The following is a 17,655-nucleotide window of genomic DNA, read 5'->3' on the forward strand; positions in this document are numbered from 1 at the left end:
TCCGCTCATGGCGCCTCCGAGCCCTATCGGGGTCAAGCCGGATAACAGGAGAGCGGTCCCACCGTTCTGACGCCACGGCGGCGGCGCTCCGCCGTCGCCTCCTGTTCAAACCTCGTGATCCAGCAGCAGCACATACTGTTGCCCGCTGTGCATGTCGCGTTCGCCTACGCCGCCCTGCGGATTGGCGCGCGGATAGGAGAATTTGATAACGGAAAGATTCGGGGCTTCGATCCGCTTCGTTCTGGATGGGTCGACGCCGAAAACGGCGGCCAGCGCCTCGGTGCTCAAACCTGGGCGATCCTTCCAGACCGCGAACGAGGCCGGGCCGTCGAAGAACAGATCGACGGTGATCCAGAAGGGTCCGGCGTTCTTGGACCGGAGGTGCGAACAGGCGTCCTTCAGTTTGGTCATGACCGCCGTCCCCCCGCGTCGGATGAGAGATCGATCATCGTCGTGCGGACCAGTTCATGGCCGTCGGCGACCTCGATCACATGGTTGAGCAGGAAGGCGTAGCTGCGCCCCCGCTCGATTTCGGCCGGTGAGAACGGGAAGGCGTAGCTGGGCAGTTCCATCCCCATCGTCAGGGGGAAGTGGAAGAAATACGGGTTGGCGGTCTTGGCGATGCGTGTCGCCAGATCCTGCGTCGCCGCCGTCGCCACGAACATCAGGCCGAGTTCGCGGGGGACGAAGCCCTTGTCCACCGGGGCACCGGTGACGGCGTTCCAGCCATAGGGCCGCAGGGAGATAGTGTAGTCGTCCGGCGCCAGGCCCAGAACGCTCCGCGTCCGGTCGTCGAGCGCCTTCTGCATCCGTTCGAGGAAGACATCGACGGAGGTCATGACCTCCGGAGCCGCGATGCCGACGATCATCAAGGTCTGGAAGGGCCCGTTGGCCGCGCCTTCCAGCTTCATCGTATAGGGCGCGGCCTCGAAGCGGCCGCCGGTCACCAGCACCCGTCGGTCGTCAAGCGCCTCGTACCGGGCGCTCTCCACGCGCAGGACCCCGCCGGGCTCATACAGGGTATGGGGATCGCTGTTCTCGTAGAGCATGTGCTCGGAGACGGTGAAGGGGGTGCATCGGTTGGCGGCGCTCATCGGGGCGACTTCGAAACGGTCGGGGCCGACCCGGATGACGACCCCGCCGTCGATCGGATTGACGGTGCATTGTCCGCCGCATTCGGCGATCTTGCCCGCATGCCAGGCTGGCCCCGCGCCGGCGCCGCGCATGAGGGGGACGGCGGCGAGGACGGCGGTGTCGGTGGTGCGTCCGCCCAGAACGATATCGGCCCCGGCCTCCAGGGCGGCGATGTAGGGCTCCGGCCCCATCAGGGCGACGATATGCTCGCACTGGTCGATCGTCCCGTTCTCCAAGGCCCCGAACGGAGCCAGGGGATGCACGCCGCCGTTCGTGTTCCGGGCCTTGAGATATTCGGGATCGACCTCGGAGTAGAGCAGGGCGATGCGGGGCTTGAGACCCAGTTCGTCGGCGATCTCGAGGACGATGTCGCGCGTCGAGTCCAGGGCGTCGTCGCAGCCGGACGTCCCGCACGAGCCGATCAGCAGCGGCACCTTCCACCGGTCGCGCGCCGCCATCAACACCGTCAGGTCCGCCTTGAGCGAGTCCCGGCTGTATTTTGATTTCCCGGTCGCCAGATAGGCCGGACCACTGTCGGTGGAGCCGGCGTCCAGCGCGATCGCGTCCGCCCCGGCCGCCATCGCCTGCTCCAGAAGATCGGCGCGGACGCCGGCGCCGAGGGCTCCCACGGGAACGACCACCGTCGTCCAGGCGGCGGCGTCGATCTCGGAAGAGGATTGGGCCCCGGTCATGATCATCCTCCCACGCCAGCGGCGACGAACGGAACCGCGCCGGTGATCACCGCGCCGAAGACGAGCAGAAGCGCGAGGGCGACGGCCCATTTGAGGCCGAAGCGCTGCATGGCGCCGACCTCCACATCCAGCATGCCGGCGACGAGATAGACGCCCGCCACCAGCGGACTGAGGTTATGAATGGTCTGGCCCAGCAGGGACGCCCGCGCGATCTCGACCGGGGCCACGCCATAGTGGCCGGCGGCCTCGGCGATGACCGGCACGATGCCGAAATAATAGGCGTCGTTGGACATGACGAAGCTGAGCGGACCGCTCGCCAGGGCCGTCACCAAGCCCATGTGCGGGCCCAGCGCCGGCGGAACGACATGGACGAAGGCGGCGCCCATGGCCGCCACCATGCCCGTGCCGTCGAGGATGCCGGTGAAGACGCCGGCGGCGAAGACAAGGACGGCGATGCCGATGGCGTTGGGGGCGTGGGCGGCGATGCGGGCGCGCTGCTCGATCACGCGCGGATAGTTGACCGTGACCGCGATCGCCAGTCCGATCATGAACACCAGCGGTAGCGGCAGGACGCGGGTGATGGCAGCCGCCAGAACGGCCAGGGTCAGGATCAGATTGACCCAGATCAGGCGCGGACGAGCCACCTCAGGCGCGTCCTCACGCAAGGCCGTGAAGGCCGTTGTCCCGGGCTCCAGGGCCATGACGCCCAGACGTCGTCGTTCGACCCCGCCCAGATACCAGGCCAGGGCGATCACGCCGGCGACGCCGATCAGGATCGCCGGGATCAGGGGCAGGAAGACGTCGTTGATGTCCAGCTGCAGGGCGCTGGCCACGCGAGCGGTCGGCCCGCCCCAGGGCAGGATGTTGATCATCGCATTGGCCGAGCCGAGCAACACGGCGAGCACCAGCACATTCATCTTCAGCCGGCGGTAGATGGGCAGGAAGGCGGTGATGGTGACCATGGCGGTGGTCGCGCCGTCGCCGTCCAGAGAGACGATCAGCGCCACGATCGCGGTCCCCAGGGCGACCTTGCGCGGGTCGCCGCCGACCGCCTTCAACACCCGGCGGACCAGCGGGTCGAACAGACCCGCGTCGATCATGATCCCGAAATAGAGGACGGCGAACAGCAGCACTACCGCCGTGGGGGCCAGGGCCACGACGCCCTGGATGGCCATGCCGCCGATCTCCGGTCCGAAGCCCGCCAGGGCGGCGACGACCAGCGGGATCACGATCAGGGCGGACAGGGCCGACAGGCGCCGGGTCATGATCAGCGCCATGAAGGCGATGACCATGCCGAAGCCGAAAAGGGCGAGGAGACTGGGGCTCAAGACAGGGATCCTAGTAGCGCCAGCGCACGGTGGCGCCGAACGTCCGCGGTTCGCCGTAGAAGGCGAACTGGCCGCCGGTCAGGATGTATTGATGGGTGATGTAGACCTCGTCGCCAAGGTTCCTGCCCCACAGCGACGCCTCCCAGCGGCCGTCCGGGCTGGTGAAGCCGAGACGGGCGTCGACAAGCGTCTTGGCCGGCCGGACGTTGAGTTCGTTGTTATCGATGTCGTCGAAGATGAAGCTCTCGTACTGGACGTCCACGGCCCCCGAAATCACGGCGCCTGAGCCGAGGGTGCGTTCGTAGGCGGGTGAGAAGGTCCATTTGTGCTCGGGATTTCGCGTCAGGCGGTTGCCCGAGAAATCTCGGCCGTTGTCGACCAGCTCCTCGAACCGGGCGTCATTCCAGGCATAGGCCAGACCCAGTGAAAGCCCCTCGACCGGTTCCCAGCGCGAGGTCAGTTCGAAGCCCTTGATCCGCGCCGAACCGGCATTGGTGGTGATGGTGTCGAACCCGACGGTGCGGCGTACCTGCAGGTCGGTGTAGTCGGTCCAGAACAGGCTTGGGTTCAGCAGCAGGGCGCGGTCGAACAACTCCGCCTTCAGTCCGATCTCGTAGTTGGTCGCGGTTTCGGGCGAGAAGGGGGTCGCGGCGCTGACGCCGGTCGCGGCCGTGTCCTGGAAGCCGCCGCTCTTGAACCCGCTCGAGATCACGCCATAGGCCATGACGTGGTCGGCCAGTTGATAGTCGCCGCCGACCCGGTAGGTCAGTTCGTCCCACGAGTCGGAGGCGCTGATGGTGAACCGCTCGCGGGCGCGCAGCAGGGCTGTGCTGGCGGCGTTCGAGACATCATAGTCCTTCTCGTCCTTCGACCAGCGCAGGCCGCCGAAGATGTTGAACCGGTCGGTCGCCGCCCAGGTGGCGTCGGCGAAGGCGGCGACGCTTTCGGTGATGTTCGACTGGTCGTAGCGATCGATGGCGCCGAAGGTCCCCGAGGGCTGCGGCGGGCTGTCCAGCCTGAAGATGTCGGAGCGGTCCGTGTCGGCTCGGAAATAGTAGGCGCCGACAACCCAGCCGAGCCGGCTGCCCGGCAGGGCGGAGAGGCGCAGCTCCTGACTGCCGAAGCTGGTCTCCTCGATCTGGTCGCCGCGGATGTTCAGGGCGTTGGTCGTGGGGTTGCCGCCGTCACCGTCGCCGAAGCTGTTGTAGTCCAGCCGGCGCCACGAACTGATCGACGACAGCACGAAGTCGTCGAAGGTCCAATCGACGCCGAGCCGCACGCCCCAGGTGTCGCGCTCGTCATAGCCGTTGGTGTCCATCCGCGTGGTGTCGCGATCCCGGTCTATGGTCGGGCGCCAGACGGCGGCGGTGCCGCTGGCCGGGTCCACCCCGATCGTGTGCCGCGCCTGGGCCGTGGCGCGATCGCGCGTGCCGTCGATGCCGAGGACGATGCTCAGATTGTCGGACGGCTGGAACAGCAGCTGGGCCCGCAGGCTCTTGGTGTCCTGATCCTCGACGCGGTTGTCGAGGTAGGTGTTGTGGACGTAGCCGTCATGGGTGCGCGAACTGGCGCTGAGGCGAAGCGCGAGGGTGTCGCCGAGGGGGAGGTTGGCAAACCCCGCCAGGTCGAGGCGGTCGTAGTTCCCGAAGGTGGCCGCGACGCTGGCGTCGAACCCTGAAAGACTGGGGCGCTGATTGACGACGTGGATGGCGCCGCCGACCACGTTCTTGCCCCATAGGGTGCCCTGCGGGCCCTTCAGCACCTCGATCCGCGCCACGTCGAAGGCGTCGAAGGCCACGGCGGCGGGCCGGCCCATATAGACTTCGTCGATGAACACCGCGGTGGACGGATCGCCGGCCGCGCCGCGGTCCGACGAGCCGATGCCGCGGATCGCGGGGCGGGGCTGGGAGGCCGGGAAGGCGTCGAAATTCAGCCCGACCGTGCGATTGGCGACGTCGCTGACCTGGACGATCCGGGCCTGTTCGACCTCCTCGGCGCCCATGACGTTCATGGTGATCGGGACGTCCTGCAGGTTCTGGCTGCGCCGCTGGGCGGTGACAATGATGTCGTCGATGCGGGCGGCGTCCTGGCTTGTCGCGCCTGTGTCGGGCGCAACGGGCGGCGTCTGCGCCTGGGCGGCTCCGGCAGCCGCCAAGGCCAGCCCGAGCGGAATGATGGCGTAAAATCCCTTGGTCATGATCGTCCCCTTCCCAATCGCCCGACTCTTTTTCGGTCGTGCTTGATGACAGGGAACCTTGGCGATCAAGGTACGTCAATCTTGACTGATCGAGTCAATATGCGATGCAGGCCCCATGGATGACGAACTCTATGTCGACGCTGCGGAGGCGACCCAGATGCTCGGAGTCTCGACCGCCACCCTCTATGCCTATGTCAGTCGCAAGAAGCTGCGGTCGTTTCCCACACCCGGCAGCCGAACGCGGCGGTACTGGCGCTCCGACATTCTCGGATTGATGACGGGCGTGCAGCGGACCCGTACGCTCGCCCCGACGCCGCGCGAGAGCGCCATCACCCTGCTGACCGAGAACGGCACCTACTATCGGGGCCAAAACGCGATCGAGCTGTCGAAGACCGCCTCGGTGGAATCCGTCGCGGCCCTGCTCTGGCAGGCGGACCCGGCGGACATTTTCACGGACCGCCTCCCGCGATTGCCGACCTCCCACGACATCCTCTTCCCGGTGCTGGGGAGGATGCCGGCGCATGATCGCGCCCTGTCGGTCCTGCCCCTGGTCGAACACGCCAATCCGCTGGCCTTCGACCTTTCCGCCGAGGGCTTCGCCCGGACGGGCGCCGACGCCCTGCGGTGGCTGGCGGCGATCCTAGTCGATGGGGACCAGCCGTCCTCCGCCCCGCTTCACAGCTTTATCGCGGCCTCGAGGGGCGCGCCCGAGGGGGTGGCGGATCTGATCCGGAGGGCGCTGATCCTCGCCGCCGACCACGAGTTCGATCCGACGACCCACGCGGTTCGCTCGGCGGCGACCGGAGTGACGCCTTATTCGGCCGTCCTCGTCGGGATGCTCGCCGGGCGCGGCCAGAAACTGCGCGTCAAGCGGACCGAAACGATGCGCCGACTGCTTCGCGAGATCACCCTCAGCGACCGTCCCGAGGATGTCGTGGTCGGCGTGTTCCGGGCCGGCGACACCATTCCGGCGTTCGATCGCTACGACATCCACGACACGGGCGATCCCCGCGCCGAGGCGTTATTGTCTGCTTTTGAACAGACGTTCGTCGATGACCTGGCGTTCGATCGCCTGACGCGCGCCATCAGCGTGGCCGTCGAGCTGACAGGCATGCGACCGAGTTTCATCCTGCCGATCATGTTTCTCGGCCAGAAGCTTGGGCTCGAAGGCAATGAAATCGGCATCGGCACCATCGGCCGGGCGATCGGCTGGATCGCTCACGCCCAGGAACAACAGATGATCGCGGGGGTGGAGCGTCCGCGGGCGACCTATACCGGGCCGTTGCCGGGCTGATCATTCGCGGCGCATTGATGAGTGTCGCATTCCGGGTCTTGAGCCGATGATCGGTTGTGGCGCTTCTGCGACTTCGCGTAACCTCATAAAGATGGTGGGGTGGGGATACTTGGCCGCACCTGTCGGTATCGAACCGACCGTATTGAGCGAGCGTTACGGGACTTGTCGTCACGTAGCCTTGGCGACCGGGGCAGTGCATGCCTTACCGATAGAAGCCGACATCATGCAAATTTATCACGGCTAAATTTCCCTATCTTTTCAAAAGGCAGATCTCGATGACGGTCGCGCTGACGGCATGTGTCGATGATCGAATAAAGGCACTTATAAGTCAGTGCCTTCTGGACCGTGGAACAATCGAGTGGGAGTGAGTGGGCGGGGTGCGTCGAAATAAACAACTTATATTTTAACGAGTTGAGACCTGATCTGCCCGTCTCGATGCGCAATCAGCGCAGGGACCGCCCGCCAGGCTCGAATTTATTAGTACTCCCAGCGGCAGAGTCGCATTTCCAGCAGCAGTCAAAGCATTCTTACGGTACTTCTGGCCGTATATCCTGCACGCGAAGGTAGCGTGAGCTGAGACTGCTGCTGATTCTTTGCGGTCTGTCGGAAGGACCGCTTCTTGAGGTCTGACCAACGGTGATGCTGTTTCACCGAACCGACAAACGTTTGTCAGCGAACTGTGACGCCTTCACTCTAGTCTTGCGCCGTCCCGGTGGACTCAGGAGCGGCGCATGGCCTGGGTGTCGGAGGTTGATCGGTGGTTCATCGACCACGTTCTTCCCTATGAATCGTCCTATTTCCGGCAGGCGAAGCGCTGGGCGACCGACAGCGAGGCCGCGCAGGACATCGTGCAGGAGGCCTATGTCCGCGTCATCGGCGTCTCCGACTGGCGTGCTGTGGCCAATCCAAAAGCCTATGTCCTGCTGGTGGTGCGCAATGTGGCGATCGATAGATTGCGGCGCGCCCGGCTGACACCCTTTGACCGGCGGGGCGATGACGCATTGCTGGTCATGGAGGACGATGCGCCGGACGCCTTCGCTCAGCTGGCCGGCCGACAGAGGCTGCGGATCGTCCGCGACGCCATCGCCGCCCTGCCGACGCAGCGGCGAAAATGCGTGGAGATGCGAAAATTCAACGACCTCAGCACTCGTCAGATAGCGGATCGTTTGGGTTTGTCCGTCTCTACGGTGGAGACCCATCTTTCCAAGGGTCTGAAATCAGTCATGCAGGCGCTGGACAGCGACCTGGCGGAAGGGAACGATCAGCGCGGTGAGCAGCGACAGGGACCTGCAGGCGGAAGCGACGGACTGGGTGGTGCGGCTCGACGCCGGGACCGCTCGGCCTGACGACTTCGCGCGCTGGCGCGACGCCGACCCTCGTCATCGCCTCGCCTTTGCCCAAGCCCTCGCCGCATGGGAGACGATGGGGCGGGCTGGGGCGGTGGAGCAGGAAACTCCCGAAGGTTTGCAACGCCCGCCCCTCGAACGTCACAGCCGTCGCGCCCTGCTTCGCGCCGCCGCTGTCGTCGGGCCGGTGCTGGCTGTCGGCGCCGGCGGCGCCCTGCTGCTGCGCGACGACCGCGCCCATGCTGCAACCGTGGTCGGCGAAATGCGGCGCTTCGAAGCCGCGCCCGGTCTGATGATCGAACTGAATACCGACAGCCGGGTGTCATGGAAGACGCGCGGTCGCGCCTGTGACGTCTGGCTGGAAAAGGGCGAGGCCGCGCTGTTCATTGATGACGGCGCACTGGACGGGGTAGCCCTCAAGCTGGGCCAGGACGAGATCCTGCTGGCGCCGGGAGCCTATGCCACGCGTGTTGTCGACGATGCGCCCGAAGTGCTGGTGATCGACGGCGGCGCTCGCGTAGCGGGAGCAGCATCCGTCGTCGCGACAGCCCACACCGGACAGAAGATTCGATTGTCAAAGGGGCGGGTGGCGAAGCCCGAGTCGGCGGCGGACGTCGGGACCGCCACCGCCTGGCGGCGAGGCGAGATCGTCTTCACCGGCCAGACCCTGGGCGAGGCGGTGGCGGAGTATAATCGCTATCTCGAACGCAAACTGGTGATCGCCGATCCGGCCGTCGCGGCCATTCGCATCGGCGGTCGTTTCGACACCATAAGGCCCGAGCCCTTTCTCGATGCGCTGGAGCAGGGGTTCAATCTGGCGGCCCGGCCGGCGGATGGCCGCATCATCATCGAAAGAAAAGCGTCTGCCGGGTAGCGGTTTGTCGGACCGCTTTCGTCCTTGATGTCAGAAGCCGGCGGGACAGCCGACCGGCGATCAAGGCGCCATCGGGGATCCATCATGCCTTCCAACGGCTCGCGCACGCTCGCCCTGCTTCTTTCGACGACTCTGCTGACCGCCTTGCCGGCCGCAGCCTTCGCACAGGCCCCTTCGCAACAAGCTGCAACGATCCAGTTCAACGTGCCGGCCGGACCGGCTGCGGCGACGCTGAACGCCTTCGCCTCCCAGGCAGGCGCCGAGATCCTCTATCCCTATGCGGCCGTCAATGGGTTGAGCTCGCCCGGCGTGCGCGGCGCCATGACCCGATCGCAGGCCCTTCGCCAGGTCATCGCCGGCCTGCCGCTGGCCATCGTTCAGGAAACCGGCGGCGCCATCACCCTGCGCGCCACGAACGAGGCGAGCCGCTTGCCGCCGGCCGATGCAGTGACCCTGTCCGAGGTGGTCGTCAACGGCTCCCGCGCGGCCCTGTTGCAGGCTCAGGCGGTCGAGCGCCGGGCGGACAATCTGGTCAATGTCGTCTCGGCCGAGGACATCGGCCAATTCGCCGACCAGAACGTGGCTGAATCCCTGTCGCGGCTGCCAGGCGTGTCCCTGGGGCGCTCAGAAGGAGAGGGGCGGAGCGTTTCCGTTCGCGGCCTGCCGTCCGAATTCACCGCCGTCACCGTCAACGGAGTCCGTCTCGGCACCTCGAATGTCGACAACGCCTCGGTATCGCTGGATTCCGTCTCGAACGAGCAACTAGCCCAGATCGAGATCAGCAAATCGACCCTGCCCAGCCAGGACGCCGACACCATCGGCGGCGTGATCGACCTGAAGACTCTTTCCGCCTTCTCGGGTCGCGAGACCGCCCAGATACGTGTCGAGGGCTACTATGGCGATGTCGTCGAGGAATGGGGTGAACAGGTCTCGGCGAACTTCACCCGCCGTCTGATGGATGACCGTCTCGGCTTCGGCGCCAGTCTGGCCTATTCGCGCCGTCCGATCGCCGGGACCGAACTGGAGGCCGATAGCGGGGTGGACTACGTCACCGCCCTGGAGGCTGACGAACCCGAATACCTGCGGCCCAACGAGGTGATCCAGGTCACTGAGACTGGCGAACGCACCCGCTGGAACGCCTCGGTCAATCTGGAGTACCGGCCGATCGAAGACGCGGAGTTTTTCGTTCGCGGGACCTGGAGCAAGCTGAACGACGAGGATCTCAGCTTCCAGGACATCTGGGTGATCGAAGAGTCCGAGGACGAGGACATTCTGGAGCTGGGACCGCGCGGCGGACGCTTCGACATCGTCGAGAACGAGCGTCGGCTGTTCTTTCAGGACATCGACGACACCATCACCAGCCTGTCGACGGGCTTGAAGATGACGCGCGGCGGGTGGGACGTCGGCACCCAGCTGGATTACTCGCTGTCGAAGTTCGAGAACACCGGCGCCATGCGCGGTCGTTTCCGCACGGAGGACGTGCTGGTCGATCTGCAGTTCAGCGGCGAGGACTTCACCCTGCTGCCGACGATCGGCGATGGCGGCGACGGCGATGATCCCTTCGATCCCGGCGACTATCAGTTCAACCAGCTGCTGTTCGTGCCGGAGGTGCGTGAGGACGAAATCTGGACCGCGCGTCTGGACCTGGGTCGGGACCTCGGCTTCGCCATGCCCGCCCGGATCGACTTCGGCGTAAAGGCCCGCTGGCGTGAGAAGTTCAACGATCGCAGCGAGTACACCGGCAATCCGCGCAGCTTCGGTTATTCGATCGACATGGCCGACCTGGATATCTTCGATGTGCAGGGCCAGGGCTATGACAGCTTCTTCCCGACCGCCGACAGCGCCTATCAGGCCTTCCTGGAGGCGCGAGCCGTCCTGCTGGCCCAGCCGGAGTATCAGCGCGAAGACCTGTCGGTTGCGGTCGATTATCTGACCGCCGAGGACGTCACTTCTGGCTACGGCCAGCTGACGATGGAGCCGGCCTACAACGTCAAAGTCATCGCCGGCGTACGCGTCGAGCACACCGAGGCGTCCGGGCAGGGATTTTTCACCGAGTTCGACGGTTCTGGTCGCGGGCCGGACAGAGAACCCGGCACGGGCACTATCATCGACCTGGGAGATCTTTCGCGCAGCTACACCGACTGGTTCCCCGGATTGCATCTGCGCTGGGAGCCGACCGACGAGGTTTTGGTCCGGGCCTCGGCCACCCGCGGCATCCAGCGCCCCAACTTCACCGATCGCGCCAACCGGATGCGGGTGCAGTTCGACGAGAACGACCCGACCGACCGCGACCTGTTCGCCGGCAATCCCTGGTTGGAGCCGCTGACTGCAGACTCGATCGACGTTTCGGCAGCCTGGTATCCCTCGTCGGACACCGCATTGCAGGCGGCGGTCTTCTACAAGAAGATCGACAACTTCTTCATCGACTTCGAGGGCGACGGCGCAGACCTGCCGCTGCTGGGCCTGCAGCTTCCGGCAGGGGTTTCCGACGAATTCGCCTCGATCGAGACCGTCATCAATGGCGACGAGGCCGAAGTGATCGGCCTGGAGCTTTCCGCCACACAGAGCTTCACCTTCCTGCCGGGCCTTCTGTCGGGTGTCTTCGTCCAGGCCAACGCAACCTTTGCAGACTCGGAATCCTCGGCCAGCGTGCGGGCGGGCGAAACCTTCTCCCTGCCGAACCAGCGCGATGTCCTGGGCAATCTGTCAGTCGGCTGGGAAGACGATCGCCTGTCGTTGCGCCTGGCCGCCAACCACAAGGGTAAGGCGCTTGCGGTCCTGGCAAGCGACCCGGAGGCCGACGTCTACAGTCGCGCCGTCACCCAGCTGGACTTCAACCTGCGCTATGATCTGACCGAAAATGTCCGCCTTTACCTCGACGCGGCCAACCTGACCGATGAGGCCGAGATCGACTATTATCGAGGCGATCAGAACGGTCCGATCCTCTACACCAACTCCGCGTTCGGGCGGACATTCAAAGTTGGCGTGCGGGCCGCCTTCTGATGATGATCGGTCTCCTTGCCGGCGCGCTGCTGGCCAGTTCTCCGCTCGCGGGGCAGGAACTGCATCCGGAGACGGTGCCGCCCCACGTGGCCGAGCGGTGGCGGGCGGGCGGCTGGCCGGACCGCGTGGTCCTGACGCCGGGCTCGGATCCGGCGCGGGAGATGGCGGTGGCCTGGCGCACTGATCCGCGCCAAGCTGCCGCCAGGGCAGAGCTGGCTTTGGACGACGGTGGGCCCGAGATCGAGGATCAGGCCCGTGACATCGACGGGCGCACCGTCATGCTTGAAACACCGCTGGGCGCGTCGGCCTGGCATCAGGCGCGCTTTACCGGACTGCGCCCTGATACCGCCTATGCCTACCGGCTGAGGGGGGCGGACGGGTGGGGCGAATGGCGCGCGTTCCGCACAGCGGCGGATCATGCACGGCCGTTCCGCTTCGTCTATCTGGGCGACCTCCAGAACGACGTGCTGGAAGTCGGCGCGCGGGTCATGCGCCAAGCGCAGCGAACGGCGCCGGACGCCGCCTTGGTCCTTCACGCCGGCGATCTGGTTCAACAGCGCGACGGCGATCCACACGACGCCGAATGGGGCGAATGGATCGAGAGCGGGGGCCCCTTGCTGGCGTCGATCCCTCAAGTTCCGGCGGCCGGCAATCACGAATACCTTGAGACCCGCGCTGCCGACGGAGACACCGACTACACCCGGCTGGGGCCGCACTGGCCGGTCCAGTTCGCATTGCCCGAGGGCGGCGCGACGGGCGCGGAGAACACGACCTATATGGTCGATTACCAGTCCGTCCGCTTCATCGTTCTGGATACCACGTCGGCTCTGAATTTCGGCACGTTGGAGGCCCAGAGGGACTGGCTGCGCCAGGCGCTGGACCATTCCGACGCGCGCTGGAACATCGTGGTGATGCACCATCCCCTGTTCAGCTGTGGTCGAAACTACGAGCCGACCCGCATCCGCTCGACCTTCCGGACTGTGCTGGAGGCGGGCGGCGCCGACCTTGTCCTGCAAGGGCACGATCACTGTTACAGCCGTACCTCGGATCCGGACGGGGGCGCGCTTGAGCCGGGCGGCCGTCGTTTCACGAAAGGGCCGGTCTATGTCGTCTCGATCGCCGGCTCCAAAATGTACGCGCTCAACCCGCAGTCTGCGGAGCAGGCCGACGTGAGGATTGGGGACACCCAGCTGTTTCAGGTCGTGGATGTGAGCACGGACCGACTGACGTTCCGGACCTTCGACGCGACCGGACGCCGGTTGGACGCATTCGATATCGAGAAATCCAGCAAGGGGCGGGAAGTCATCGACCGACGGTAGTTCAGTGGTCACGGGGCGGCGTGCAAAGGTGCCTGCTCCAAGCGCATTTCGAATGTCCGGCCGCGACTTGCCGAGGTCGTGGCGTCCTAACGCGACGCCGCTCGAATGATCCGTCGTGTTATTTCCGGTCGTGACATGGCGCTGAACGCCGCTGTCTACGGGTGGCCAGCATAGACCTCAGCCAAGGCCCTCTAATCTGCGAGCCCATAGACCCTCATGAGGGCTGGTCGATGGCGGCACAGTCACAGTCGCAAGAACTGGCGAGGCATGCCACCCGCTATGATCGATACCCGACCGTCTTCCTATCCGCCGTCGCTCTCGCCGCTACCGTTTTGAGCCCAGGTTGACGCCGTCTCTGGTGCCGCTATCGCCTTCTGGCGCCAAGACTGCGGGCGATTGCCGATGCTGCATCATGGCGGCCAGGCCTTCCACGGCCGTCGCCATCGCCACGCGGTCGGCGTGAGGGAGGCGGGCGAAGGCGGTCATGAAGCCCTGGCCGAACAGGCTGGGGGAGCCGGCCAGCGCCTCGCGGCCCTGATCCGTCAAACGCACGTGGACGACCCGGCGGTCCGTCGTGGAGCGATAGCGGACGGCCATGCCCTTGGTCTCCAGCTTGTCCAGAACGGCGACCACCGTCGGGGGGGACATGGAGACGTCGCGCGAGATGGCGCTGGTGCTGACTTCGCCCAGGGCGCGGATGGATTGCAGCACCAGGATTTGGGGCAGGGTCAGGCCCGTCAGGTGAGCGATCTCGCGTGAGCGGACGTCGATCGCCTGGGCGATGCGCCTGACCGAGCGGACCAGGGACGCGGTCGGATCAGCCACGGCGTCAGGGGCCAGCTGAGGAGAAATATCGCTCATCGGGTTGAACTCTTTCGTACACGAACCATTTGTACACGCTGCTTCCACAATTCAAGGAGGGCCCATGTGCGGTCTTAGCGGCGAGATCAATTTCGACGGACGACCGGCGGACGCCGGCGCCGTGCAACGCATGACGGATGCGCTCTCGCCCCGTGGACCTGACGGGTCCGGCATCGTGATGCGCGGCCCGGTGGGGCTGGGTCATCGACGCCTGAAGATCATCGACCTGTCGGAAAAGGCGCAACAGCCGATGGTGGACGCCGACCTGGGCGTAACCCTGGCCTTCAACGGCTGCATCTACAACTATCCCGAACTGCGCGAAGAGCTGCAGGGGATGGGCTTCCGCTTCTTCTCGCACGGGGACACAGAGGTCATCATCAAGGCCTGGAAGGCCTGGGGCGAGGCCTGCGTCGAGCGGTTCAAGGGCATGTTCGCCTTCGTCCTGCATGAACGCGACACCGGCCGCACCGTGATCGCCCGCGACCGGTTCGGCATCAAGCCGCTGTATCTGGCCGAGAGCGGCAAACGTCTGCGTTTCGCCTCGACCCTGCCGGCCCTGCTGGCGGCGGGCGACGTGGACAAGACCATCGATCCGGTCGGCCTGCACCACTACATGACCTTCCACGCCGTGGTGCCGCCGCCGCACACCATACTGAAGGGCGTAAAGAAGTTCCCTCCGGCGACGATCCGCGTGATCGAGGCCGACGGGACGGCGAAGGATCGTCTTTACTGGCAGCCCGACATGACCCGCCATGCCGAGGACGCGTCTCTAAGCGCCGAGGACTGGCGCGACCGGGTGCTGGACAGTCTGCGCGAAGCCGTGAAGCGCCGCATGGTCGCGGATGTGCCGGTCGGCGTCCTGCTGTCGGGCGGGGTGGATTCCAGCCTGATCGTCGGCCTCCTGGCCGAGTTGGGTCAGAAAGATCTGATGACTTTTTCGGTCGGTTTCGAAGAGGCCAATGGCGAGAAGGGCGACGAGTTCGTCTATTCCGATCTGATCGCCAAACACTATGGGACCAAGCACCATCAGATCTTCGTGCCGCACCAGCGGCTGATGGAGGCCCTGCCGGGCACCATCGGCGCCATGTCGGAGCCGATGGTCAGCTATGACAACGTCGGCTTCTACCTGCTGAGCCAGGAGGTCTCGAAACACATCAAGGTGGTGCAGTCGGGGCAGGGGGCGGACGAGGTGTTCGCCGGCTATCACTGGTACCCGCCGATGCTGGGCACGACAGACCCGGTCGAGACCTATGCCAAGGCCTTCTTCGACCGCAGCCACGCGACCCTGAAGACCCAGCTGAACGGCGCATACATGGCGGACACCGACGTCAGCCGCGCCCTGGTCGAGGCCCATTTCGCCCAAGGCCGCGCGGCGACCCCGGTCGACCAAGCCCTGCGCCTCGACAGCCAGGTGATGCTGGTGGACGACCCGGTGAAGCGGGTCGACAACATGACCATGGCCTGGGGTCTGGAGGCGCGGGTGCCCTTCCTGGACCATGAACTGGTCGAGCTGGCGGGCCGCATCCCGCCCGAGCACAAGTTGTCGCAAGGCGGCAAGGGCGTGCTGAAGGAGGCCGCCCGTCTGGTGATCCCGTCCGAGGTGATCGACCGCAAGAAGGGCTATTTCCCCGTTCCGGCGCTGAAATACATCCAGGGTCCGTATCTGGACATGGTCCGCGAAGCCCTGACCAACCAGGCGGCGCGCGACCGGGGCCTGTTCGACAAGACCTATCTGGACACCCTGTTCGCCAATCCGACCGAGCACATCACGCCCCTGCGCGGCTCGGAGTTGTGGCAGGTCGCAGTCCTCGAAATGTGGATGCAGCAGCATGGCGTCTGACATCCGTCCCGAGCGGTCAAAAGCCCACCGGCTTAAACGCCTGCGCCACGAGGGCCTCAAGCCGCCGGTGCAGTCGGGCGATGGGCCTGCGCCCGACGCCGTTCTGGACTGCGGCTGGGGGCGGCTGCTGTTCGCCCAGACCTTCGAGACGGCTGAGCCTTTGGTGGAGGCCTTGCGCGCCGAGGGGCCGGACCGGCGAGACATCGCCTTCTATGTCCGCAATCCGCATGTGCTGCTGGCTTCGGCGCCGCAGGAACTGTTCCTGGATCCGTCGCACACCTTCAGGCTGGAACTGGCCACCTATCGCGCCAGCCGTCGCCAGCCGCGGGGCTTCACCGTGCGTCGCCTGACGTCGGAGATGGACGCCCAGGCGGTCAACGACATCTACGCCAAGCGCAAGATGGTGCCGGTCCCGCCCGACTTCTTCTGGTCGCGCCGTGACGACCGGACCCTGACCTATTTCGTCGCAGAGGACACGGCGACCGGTGTGGTCATCGGCACGGTGACGGGCGTCAACCATGCGCGTGCGTTCCAGGACCCGGAGTGCGGCTCGTCACTGTGGTGTCTGGCGGTCGATCCCCAGGCGACACAGCCGGGCGTCGGCGAGGCCCTGGTCCGGCGTCTGGCCGAGCATTTCAAGACCCAAGGCCTGGCGCACATGGACCTGTCGGTCATGCACGACAACGAACAGGCCATCGCCCTGTATGAGAAGCTGGGTTTCCGCCGCGTCTCCTTCTTCGGGGTCAAGCGCAAGAACCCGATCAACGAGGCCCTGTTCGTCGGCCCGACCGACGATCATGACCTGAATCCCTATGCCCGGATCATCGTCAACGAGGCGCGCCGGCGCGGCATCCATACCGAGATCATCGACGCCGAGGGCGGGCTGTTCCGCCTGAACTGGGGCGGCCGGTCGGTGCGGTGTCGCGAGAGCCTGTCGGAACTGACTTCGGCCGTGGCGCTCAGCATCTGCGACGACAAGCGGATGACGCGGCGCATCGTCGAGGCGGCCGGGGTGCGCGTGCCCGAACGGATCGACCCCGAAAACCCCTCGGCCATCGATGCGGCCCTCGAAAAGTTCGGCGCCTTGGTGGTCAAGCCGGCCCGGGGCGAACAGGGACAGGGCGTCGCCGTCGGCCTGACGACCATGAGCGCGGTCCAGACCGCCCTGACCCGCGCGCGCCGCATCTGTTCCGAAGTGCTGATCGAGGAACAGGTTCAGGGCGAGGACCTGCGTCTGGTGGTGATCGACTACAAGGTCGTCGCCTGCGCCCTGCGTCGTCCACCGCGCGTCATCGGCGACGGACGATCCACCTTGCGCGCCCTGATCGAGCATCAGAGCCGCCGCCGCGCCGCCGCCACCGGTGGTGAGTCCACCATCCCCATCGACGGCGAGACCGAACGCACCCTGGCCGAGGCTGGCTATGGCCTCGACGACGTGGCGCCCGAAGGCGCTGAGGTGCTGGTGCGAAAGGCCGCCAACCTGCATCTGGGCGGCACCATCCACGACGTGACGGAGGAGGTGCATCCTGCCCTGATCCGCGCCGCCATCGCCGCCGCTCGCGCCATCGACATTCCGGTCACCGGCATCGACCTGATGGTGAAGTCGCCGCGCGAGCCCGACTACGCCTTCATCGAGGCCAATGAACGCCCCGGCCTGGCCAATCACGAACCCCAGCCGACCGCCGAACGTTTCGTCGATCTGCTCTTCCCCCTGTCCGCCCCGACCTCTGCGCGGACGGCCCCCCGATCCGAAGCCTGAAGGAGGCC

12 protein-coding genes are annotated in these 17,655 nt (G+C 65.9%); 7 read left to right on the forward strand and 5 right to left on the reverse strand.

Features of this window, described 5'->3' with window-relative positions:
* Positions 1 to 105: 105 nt before the first annotated feature.
* From ACP69V_RS04935 to ACP69V_RS04950, 4 genes are read right to left on the reverse strand one after another with little or no spacing between them, the layout of a single operon-like run.
* Positions 106 to 411, reverse strand: coding sequence for a DUF4387 domain-containing protein (locus tag ACP69V_RS04935; RefSeq protein WP_426022894.1), 306 nt, complete (start codon positions 409 to 411; stop codon positions 106 to 108).
* The gene (locus tag ACP69V_RS04940; RefSeq protein ID WP_426022895.1) at positions 408 to 1,826 is read right to left on the reverse strand and encodes an acyclic terpene utilization AtuA family protein; all 1,419 of its coding nucleotides are present in this window, start codon (positions 1,824 to 1,826) and stop codon (positions 408 to 410) included. Before ACP69V_RS04940 ends, ACP69V_RS04935 begins: the two co-directional genes overlap by 4 nt.
* 2 nt (positions 1,827 to 1,828) lie before the next feature.
* Positions 1,829 to 3,154 (reverse strand): CitMHS family transporter, encoded by a 1,326-nt coding sequence (locus ACP69V_RS04945; protein WP_426022896.1) that lies wholly within the window; start codon positions 3,152 to 3,154, stop codon positions 1,829 to 1,831.
* 10 nt (positions 3,155 to 3,164) lie between these two features.
* Positions 3,165 to 5,351, reverse strand: coding sequence for a TonB-dependent receptor (locus ACP69V_RS04950; protein ID WP_426022897.1), 2,187 nt, complete (start codon positions 5,349 to 5,351; stop codon positions 3,165 to 3,167).
* Between the two features lie 115 nt (positions 5,352 to 5,466).
* Between ACP69V_RS04950 and ACP69V_RS04955 the strand changes: the two genes are divergently transcribed.
* The 5 genes from ACP69V_RS04955 to ACP69V_RS04975 all read left to right on the forward strand — a co-directional run bounded on the left by ACP69V_RS04955 (position 5,467) and on the right by ACP69V_RS04975 (position 13,187).
* A complete protein-coding gene (locus ACP69V_RS04955) occupies positions 5,467 to 6,645 on the forward strand; it encodes a citrate/2-methylcitrate synthase (protein WP_426022898.1) in 1,179 nt (392 codons plus the stop codon).
* A gap of 731 nt (positions 6,646 to 7,376) precedes the next feature.
* A complete protein-coding gene (locus ACP69V_RS04960) occupies positions 7,377 to 7,991 on the forward strand; it encodes an RNA polymerase sigma factor (RefSeq protein ID WP_426022899.1) in 615 nt (204 codons plus the stop codon).
* The gene (locus ACP69V_RS04965) at positions 7,915 to 8,865 is read left to right on the forward strand and encodes a FecR family protein (RefSeq protein ID WP_426022900.1); all 951 of its coding nucleotides are present in this window, start codon (positions 7,915 to 7,917) and stop codon (positions 8,863 to 8,865) included. Before ACP69V_RS04960 ends, ACP69V_RS04965 begins: the two co-directional genes overlap by 77 nt.
* A gap of 84 nt (positions 8,866 to 8,949) precedes the next feature.
* Positions 8,950 to 11,868, forward strand: coding sequence for a TonB-dependent receptor (locus ACP69V_RS04970; protein ID WP_426022901.1), 2,919 nt, complete (start codon positions 8,950 to 8,952; stop codon positions 11,866 to 11,868).
* Positions 11,868 to 13,187: a metallophosphoesterase gene (locus tag ACP69V_RS04975; RefSeq protein ID WP_426022902.1), complete on the forward strand. Its 1,320-nt coding sequence runs from the start codon at positions 11,868 to 11,870 to the stop codon at positions 13,185 to 13,187. Before ACP69V_RS04970 ends, ACP69V_RS04975 begins: the two co-directional genes overlap by 1 nt.
* 324 nt (positions 13,188 to 13,511) lie before the next feature.
* Here the strand turns inward: ACP69V_RS04975 and ACP69V_RS04980 are convergent, their stop codons facing one another.
* The gene (locus ACP69V_RS04980) at positions 13,512 to 14,048 is read right to left on the reverse strand and encodes a MarR family winged helix-turn-helix transcriptional regulator (RefSeq protein WP_426022903.1); all 537 of its coding nucleotides are present in this window, start codon (positions 14,046 to 14,048) and stop codon (positions 13,512 to 13,514) included.
* Positions 14,049 to 14,112: 64 nt separating this feature from the next.
* Here ACP69V_RS04980 and ACP69V_RS04985 point away from each other — a divergent pair, with 64 nt between their 5' ends.
* Together ACP69V_RS04985 and ngg are read left to right on the forward strand one after the other, a co-directional pair.
* The gene (locus tag ACP69V_RS04985; protein ID WP_426022904.1) at positions 14,113 to 15,888 is read left to right on the forward strand and encodes an N-acetylglutaminylglutamine amidotransferase; all 1,776 of its coding nucleotides are present in this window, start codon (positions 14,113 to 14,115) and stop codon (positions 15,886 to 15,888) included.
* Complete coding sequence (gene ngg, locus ACP69V_RS04990; RefSeq protein ID WP_426022905.1) at positions 15,878 to 17,647, forward strand: N-acetylglutaminylglutamine synthetase; 1,770 nt, start codon at positions 15,878 to 15,880, stop codon at positions 17,645 to 17,647. The genes ACP69V_RS04985 and ngg overlap by 11 nt, the downstream gene beginning before the upstream one ends.
* The last annotated feature ends 8 nt before the right edge of the window (positions 17,648 to 17,655 follow it).

It is taken from the genome of Brevundimonas sp. PWP3-1b1 (genome assembly GCF_049896065.1).
Taxonomy (GTDB): domain Bacteria; phylum Pseudomonadota; class Alphaproteobacteria; order Caulobacterales; family Caulobacteraceae; genus Brevundimonas; species Brevundimonas intermedia_B.

Excerpts from the sequence above, each read along its gene's own strand:
- ACP69V_RS04950 (WP_426022897.1), bottom strand. The coding sequence starts at position 5,351 with ATGACCAAGGGATTTTACGCCATCATTCCGCTCGGGCTGGCCTTGGCG.
- ACP69V_RS04970 (WP_426022901.1), top strand. The coding sequence starts at position 8,950 with ATGCCTTCCAACGGCTCGCGCACGCTCGCCCTGCTTCTTTCGACGACT.
- ACP69V_RS04975 (WP_426022902.1), top strand. The coding sequence starts at position 11,868 with ATGATGATCGGTCTCCTTGCCGGCGCGCTGCTGGCCAGTTCTCCGCTC.
- ACP69V_RS04940 (WP_426022895.1), bottom strand. The coding sequence starts at position 1,826 with ATGACCGGGGCCCAATCCTCTTCCGAGATCGACGCCGCCGCCTGGACG.
- ngg (WP_426022905.1), top strand. The coding sequence starts at position 15,878 with ATGGCGTCTGACATCCGTCCCGAGCGGTCAAAAGCCCACCGGCTTAAA.
- ACP69V_RS04980 (WP_426022903.1), bottom strand. The coding sequence starts at position 14,048 with ATGAGCGATATTTCTCCTCAGCTGGCCCCTGACGCCGTGGCTGATCCG.
- ACP69V_RS04935 (WP_426022894.1), bottom strand. The coding sequence starts at position 411 with ATGACCAAACTGAAGGACGCCTGTTCGCACCTCCGGTCCAAGAACGCC.
- ACP69V_RS04955 (WP_426022898.1), top strand. The coding sequence starts at position 5,467 with ATGGATGACGAACTCTATGTCGACGCTGCGGAGGCGACCCAGATGCTC.
- ACP69V_RS04960 (WP_426022899.1), top strand. The coding sequence starts at position 7,377 with ATGGCCTGGGTGTCGGAGGTTGATCGGTGGTTCATCGACCACGTTCTT.
- ACP69V_RS04985 (WP_426022904.1), top strand. The coding sequence starts at position 14,113 with ATGTGCGGTCTTAGCGGCGAGATCAATTTCGACGGACGACCGGCGGAC.